The following is a 4,851-nucleotide window of genomic DNA, read 5'->3' as shown; positions in this document are numbered from 1 at the left end:
CTATATTTCTGGCTTTCTTTTCTTCTGTATCTTCGAGCTGAGTACCTAATCCTTGCGTAAGATTAACAATCTGTAGAAACTTTTGGGCATAATCTGAATTCTTACTGAGTCTGTCCTGAAAATTTTTATAAAGACCTATTTGCTCTTTATATTTCTCTTCAAATAGTTTATAGTTGTTATCTTCTTTTGAAAAAGCTTTAGTCGCCTGCAGCATAGATTCGTGGCGCATAAGAATTAATTGCTGCTCTTTGTAGAGTTTATTAAGCTCATTTATTTGATCATTCCCTTGATAGGTAATATTGGTATCGTTGGGCTGCTTTTCCAGGCAATTTACCGAGAAATCTTTTCCCGGAATAACCATATCTAGCCCCCCTCCTTCCTGAGAATTAGTGATAAGCCATCGGCTCATACCTGTATATGGAACATATTCTTTCGGAATTGTAAGAGAAAACTTTCCATTTTGCGGTATTGTTCCCTGACCTACTGTTTTTTGTTGATCTCCCTGAAAAATAATAAAGTCGTAGGATTTTCCTGCGAACTGTGGAAATTCCATCCGAATATTTTGTGCATTGGAATTGGTAAACAAAAAGCCCAATGCAAGTAGGATTACTTTTTTCATAATAAGTGTGAAATTTTCAATGAATATTTTTAAAAATTCATGACATAAAAATAAGAATTTTTGTGATCTCAGAAAGTCTATATTTTCCCAATATTAGTTTATGGTAAAATTGTAAATAGAGTTTTTAAACTGTTCTTCCCATTTACCTCTTATTGAGTGTTCTCATACTGTAATTATCTAAAATCGGCGGTTAAAAAACCGCCGAAATATCTAATTGAAATAATTATAAAGAAAATTTATTCTGAAATACAGCGCACACTGAATCCGTCTGGATGGCCGCCGCTGTTGTGGTTGACGATAGATTGGCTATTGCTATAGAAGTGCAGAAAGCCCGCGTCCACGCTGTTATACTGGGTACTACTCCAATAGATGCCACGGCTACCATACTCGATGAGCGCCCCCTACTGTTACGGTACCCCGCAGCAGGCAGGAATAAGGTATTTCCAAACTTGATTCCACTACTGTAATTAGTTGGGCTATTAGTCCAAGTTCCTATATGAGTTATCAAGTTATTACTAGAATTAATCACTTGACCCAACTGTGCAGCAGTAGGCACTCTATATCCTGTAGGACATGGATCGTTTGTGGTTTTTTGAGTATCAGACCAAGTTCCATTTGGAAGTGAAGAACTATTCCATCCTGCGATAGTCCCACTATTGGCTTGATCAGTGGCTTGATCTATATATCTTCCCGCTTGACCAGTTGTAGCACCCCATTGGTATTTAGCACCGTGTATTGCTGCCGCAGGCTGGAATGGATTGGCGTTCGTATCAGCTCCTAAATTATGACACCTAAATGCTTTAAACACCCCAGGAGCAGTAAATGCACCGCAGGTAACGATATTTAGAATAATATTCCCAGGAGAAGGATCACCATTAACGCTAAATGGTAAAGTTGCTAATACCATCGTAGTTCCTGGAGTCAGTTTAAGAGCATTGAAGCTTCCATCACCGTCTACTTCTATGATAACAGGAATAGTCCCTGAAGCACTAAATGTTCCTGACGGATAAGAAATTCTAAAGCTATTAGTATCTCCTGCCTGACCAGTTCCTGAATTGTTTTGAATCCAAGGACTCTGATAAGCATCATAAATTCCTTTTCCTGTTGTATAAGGTACATTAATGGTAAATTTATTGGTTCCATTATCCACAACCCCTTGTACATCTCCTGTTCCTCCCATATCTACAGAAGCTACATATAAATTCTGAGGGAGTGTAAATGTTGCTGAACCTTTACCTACTAATTGGGTATTACTACACGTTAGGGATAGTTTTGTCCATGTTCCAGTCAGAAAACCATCAGTTGCAGGGGTTCCTGTAATAGGGTAGGTAACCACAACAGCCTGCCCAGCTATTAGCGTCACATTACTTCCTGCCACCGTACCTCCACTAAATGTTGGATTCCCGACGGTAAGACCTGTAATCCCACTTAATACTAAATCACCCGCAGCAAAATTAATAATAGCGGTAGAAAAAGAATTGTTCGTTATTGTTACTTTATAGTTAGCCCCTGATAAAGCCGCTCCTGCCGTATAGGTACCTAAAAATCCTGTACAATCTGAAGCGACTACGGTAGCCGCGGTTGTAGAACCAATACAAGTCCAATTTGGAGTGGTAGGATTTCCTAAGTTTTGTGACAAACACCCAGTAGGAGCTGAAACAGTTCCACTACAGTCTGTACAATAAACTATAAGTCCTGAAGCAGGAGATAAAATAGCATCCCTTTGTGCCTTAGTTACTCGAGGAGGGAGTAGCCCCTGTGTCGTACTTGCACATCCAATATCGCAGAGGTATCTGGAGTGGCAACTCCCACTCCTACATTTCCTCCAGTAAATCCAAGTGTATTACTAGCCAAATCTACTTGGCGATTTCCAGTAAGAGTTCCGTCAGAGTTATAAATATTAGAACCTGTGCCTGTCCCACTGCTACTACCTATAGCTTGCCAAACAGTCCCATCAAAATAATAGCAGCCTGGGGCGGTAATATTTTGAGTAGTTGCATCAGGAGTTGTAACAGCAGATGTAGCAAAAATAATGGTTCCGATTTGGTCGGATCCATATTGAGCACTACCTGCTTTAATCTGATCTCCTGTAAGACGAGGAGCAATTAATCCCTCTGGAGTACTCCCATCTGTGTTTTTAGCAACCACATCTAAGGTTGCCTTAGGGGAAGTGTTATTTATACCCACTTGCCCATAGGCTATTGAGACTGTTGTTATTGCAAATAGTGTCAATAACTGTTTCTTTATATTTAAATTTTTAATCATATTTTTTTGTATTATTTTTATTGAGCCAACCTAAATATTATATTAATATAGTTGTGTCTCTTTAAAAAATAAGATTGTAGCAATTAGCTACGCTATTATTAGAACTAAACAATACAAGGGGAGGCCTGGATAAAAAAGGAAGAAAAATTTCAAAATAATAAGAAATGCTATATGATAATTTGTGTTTTACACACTCTGAGAAAATTAAACTACTACTCAATACTTTTTGTGAAGTATCCGTAAAAAGCATTTTGAAGTTATATGAGCTAAATGGGATTATCGAATATCCTGAGCCTGTATGAGACAGTAAAAAACGGGAAGGTTCTAATGGTGGGATACCCCAACCCCTATCATCTATTCTTTCAGAAGAAGTTGTTAAGTCTTTGCTTGTTTCTCTTGAAACAGGTCGTTGATTTTCTTTTTTTGGAGCCTTATAAGAAGTATGGGTGTTTTAATGAGTGGACGTTTCATTTCCTGAATAAGCATACACTAAATTATCAGTATCTGAAGTAACATAAACCCTAGACTCCTGACCTATAAATAGAGAATTGCTTGTATCACTAATCTGTGAATGAAAAAAGCTAAAGAGAAAAATGAAATAAAGTCCCCTAATACAACGAATAATAAATTTTAACGCATTTATGTATGTATTCATGCATTTTAGAAGATATACCTATGTCACAGTGACGAGACAAATATACACTAAAAATTAACACGTAGCTATAGTATTTCCATATATTTTTTTTCCTATTTTTTACAAACCTGACTCAGTCAACATTTCCTTTAATCCACAAACTCAACTAGACATTACTTTCGCTACTTTTGACATTTATATTTGCTATTATTAGTTATAAATACTTTTTTTTACAAAAAAAATTGAGCTATGTTTTCATATGATGCAATCTTGTAACACTTATTATCACAAATTTTGAGAGTATTTGAAATTTCTTTAAATACATCAAGTTACTCCTAATTTAAAAAGGTTTAGGTGTAATTTGATAATATAATAATGATGTAAATAAATAGTATTTTTCTCATAAAATTATTCGATCATACACTTGTAAACACAACTAACCATTGAATAGAAATGAAAATAAACCCCAAAATATCCGTAATTGTTCCCTGCTACAATCAGTCCCAGTTTTTAGATGAATGCCTGCAGTCTATACTGGATCAGATTTATGAAAACTGGGAATGCATTATTGTCAATGACGGATCACCCGATAATACTGATGAAGTAGCTGATAAATGGGTAAAAAAAGACAGCCGGTTCAAATATCTTTACAAAGAAAACGGTGGTTTATCTTCTGCAAGAAATGCTGCTTTGGAAATTGTTACCGGAGATTATATACAGTTTTTGGATTCTGATGACCTCATACACCGGGAAAAATTTGCCAAAAGCCTTTCCGGAGATAAAGAATATCCCTTGATCGTAAGCCAATATACAATTTACAGAAACCGGGAGCATCTTCCTGGTTATAAAGACATTCAGCAGAAATTCCTGACGTTTGATGGAATTGTATACGGCTGGGACCTTAGTTTTTCTATTCCTATCCATTGTGCTTTGATCAATAAAAAGCTTTTGGAAGGTTTTCTTTTTGATACGACTCTTACCAGCTGTGAAGACTGGGTTATGTGGATTTATATCACTAAAGATAATCCTGATGCGCTTTTGATTAATGAAACTCTTGCTCACTACCGAAAAGATGTCAACGACAGTATGTCCTCTGATCCGCTCAAAATCATGAAGCAACGCCTTAAAATTTTACCAACATTAAAGAAACTTTACGGTGAAGAGGTACATGACAAGCTGGCCTATTATATTATAGAAGTTCGTACGACACAGCTGATACAACAGAGACGCGAATTTCAAAGAATGATTCCGCTGGCCGTTGTTGCAAGATATCTCTCTTTTAAAAAGCTTTATTATAAACTTTTCAGGAAGAAAGTAGACGGCTAGCTTCCAC

General features: G+C 36.7%; 3 protein-coding genes and 1 pseudogene. 1 reads left to right on the top strand and 3 read right to left on the bottom strand.

Annotation, left to right across the window (positions count from 1 at the left end; genetic code table 11):
* The 3 genes and pseudogenes from ACE3RB_RS19705 to ACE3RB_RS19695 form a co-directional block, all read right to left on the bottom strand.
* Positions 1–619, bottom strand: a pseudogene (locus ACE3RB_RS19705) (alkyl hydroperoxide reductase); the annotation flags it as partial.
* 223 nt (positions 620–842) lie between these two features.
* The gene (locus ACE3RB_RS19700; RefSeq protein ID WP_374465767.1) at positions 843–2,258 is read right to left on the bottom strand and encodes a hypothetical protein; all 1,416 of its coding nucleotides are present in this window, start codon (positions 2,256–2,258) and stop codon (positions 843–845) included.
* Between the two features lie 95 nt (positions 2,259–2,353).
* Entirely contained in the window at positions 2,354–2,884 is a 531-nt protein-coding gene (locus tag ACE3RB_RS19695) for a hypothetical protein (protein WP_374465766.1), read from the bottom strand.
* A 1,087-nt stretch (positions 2,885–3,971) separates the two neighbouring features.
* Between ACE3RB_RS19695 and ACE3RB_RS19690 the strand changes: the two genes are divergently transcribed.
* The gene (locus tag ACE3RB_RS19690) at positions 3,972–4,844 is read left to right on the top strand and encodes a glycosyltransferase family 2 protein (protein ID WP_374465765.1); all 873 of its coding nucleotides are present in this window, start codon (positions 3,972–3,974) and stop codon (positions 4,842–4,844) included.
* The last annotated feature ends 7 nt before the right edge of the window (positions 4,845–4,851 follow it).

Source organism: Chryseobacterium sp. (assembly GCF_041914225.1).
Lineage (GTDB): Bacteria > Bacteroidota > Bacteroidia > Flavobacteriales > Weeksellaceae > Chryseobacterium.
The sequence above is the reverse complement of the archived record's forward strand: the minus strand, read 5'-3'. Positions and strand labels throughout refer to the sequence as shown.

Excerpts from the sequence above, each read along its gene's own strand:
- ACE3RB_RS19695 (WP_374465766.1), bottom strand. The coding sequence starts at position 2,884 with ATGATTAAAAATTTAAATATAAAGAAACAGTTATTGACACTATTTGCA.
- ACE3RB_RS19690 (WP_374465765.1), top strand. The coding sequence starts at position 3,972 with ATGAAAATAAACCCCAAAATATCCGTAATTGTTCCCTGCTACAATCAG.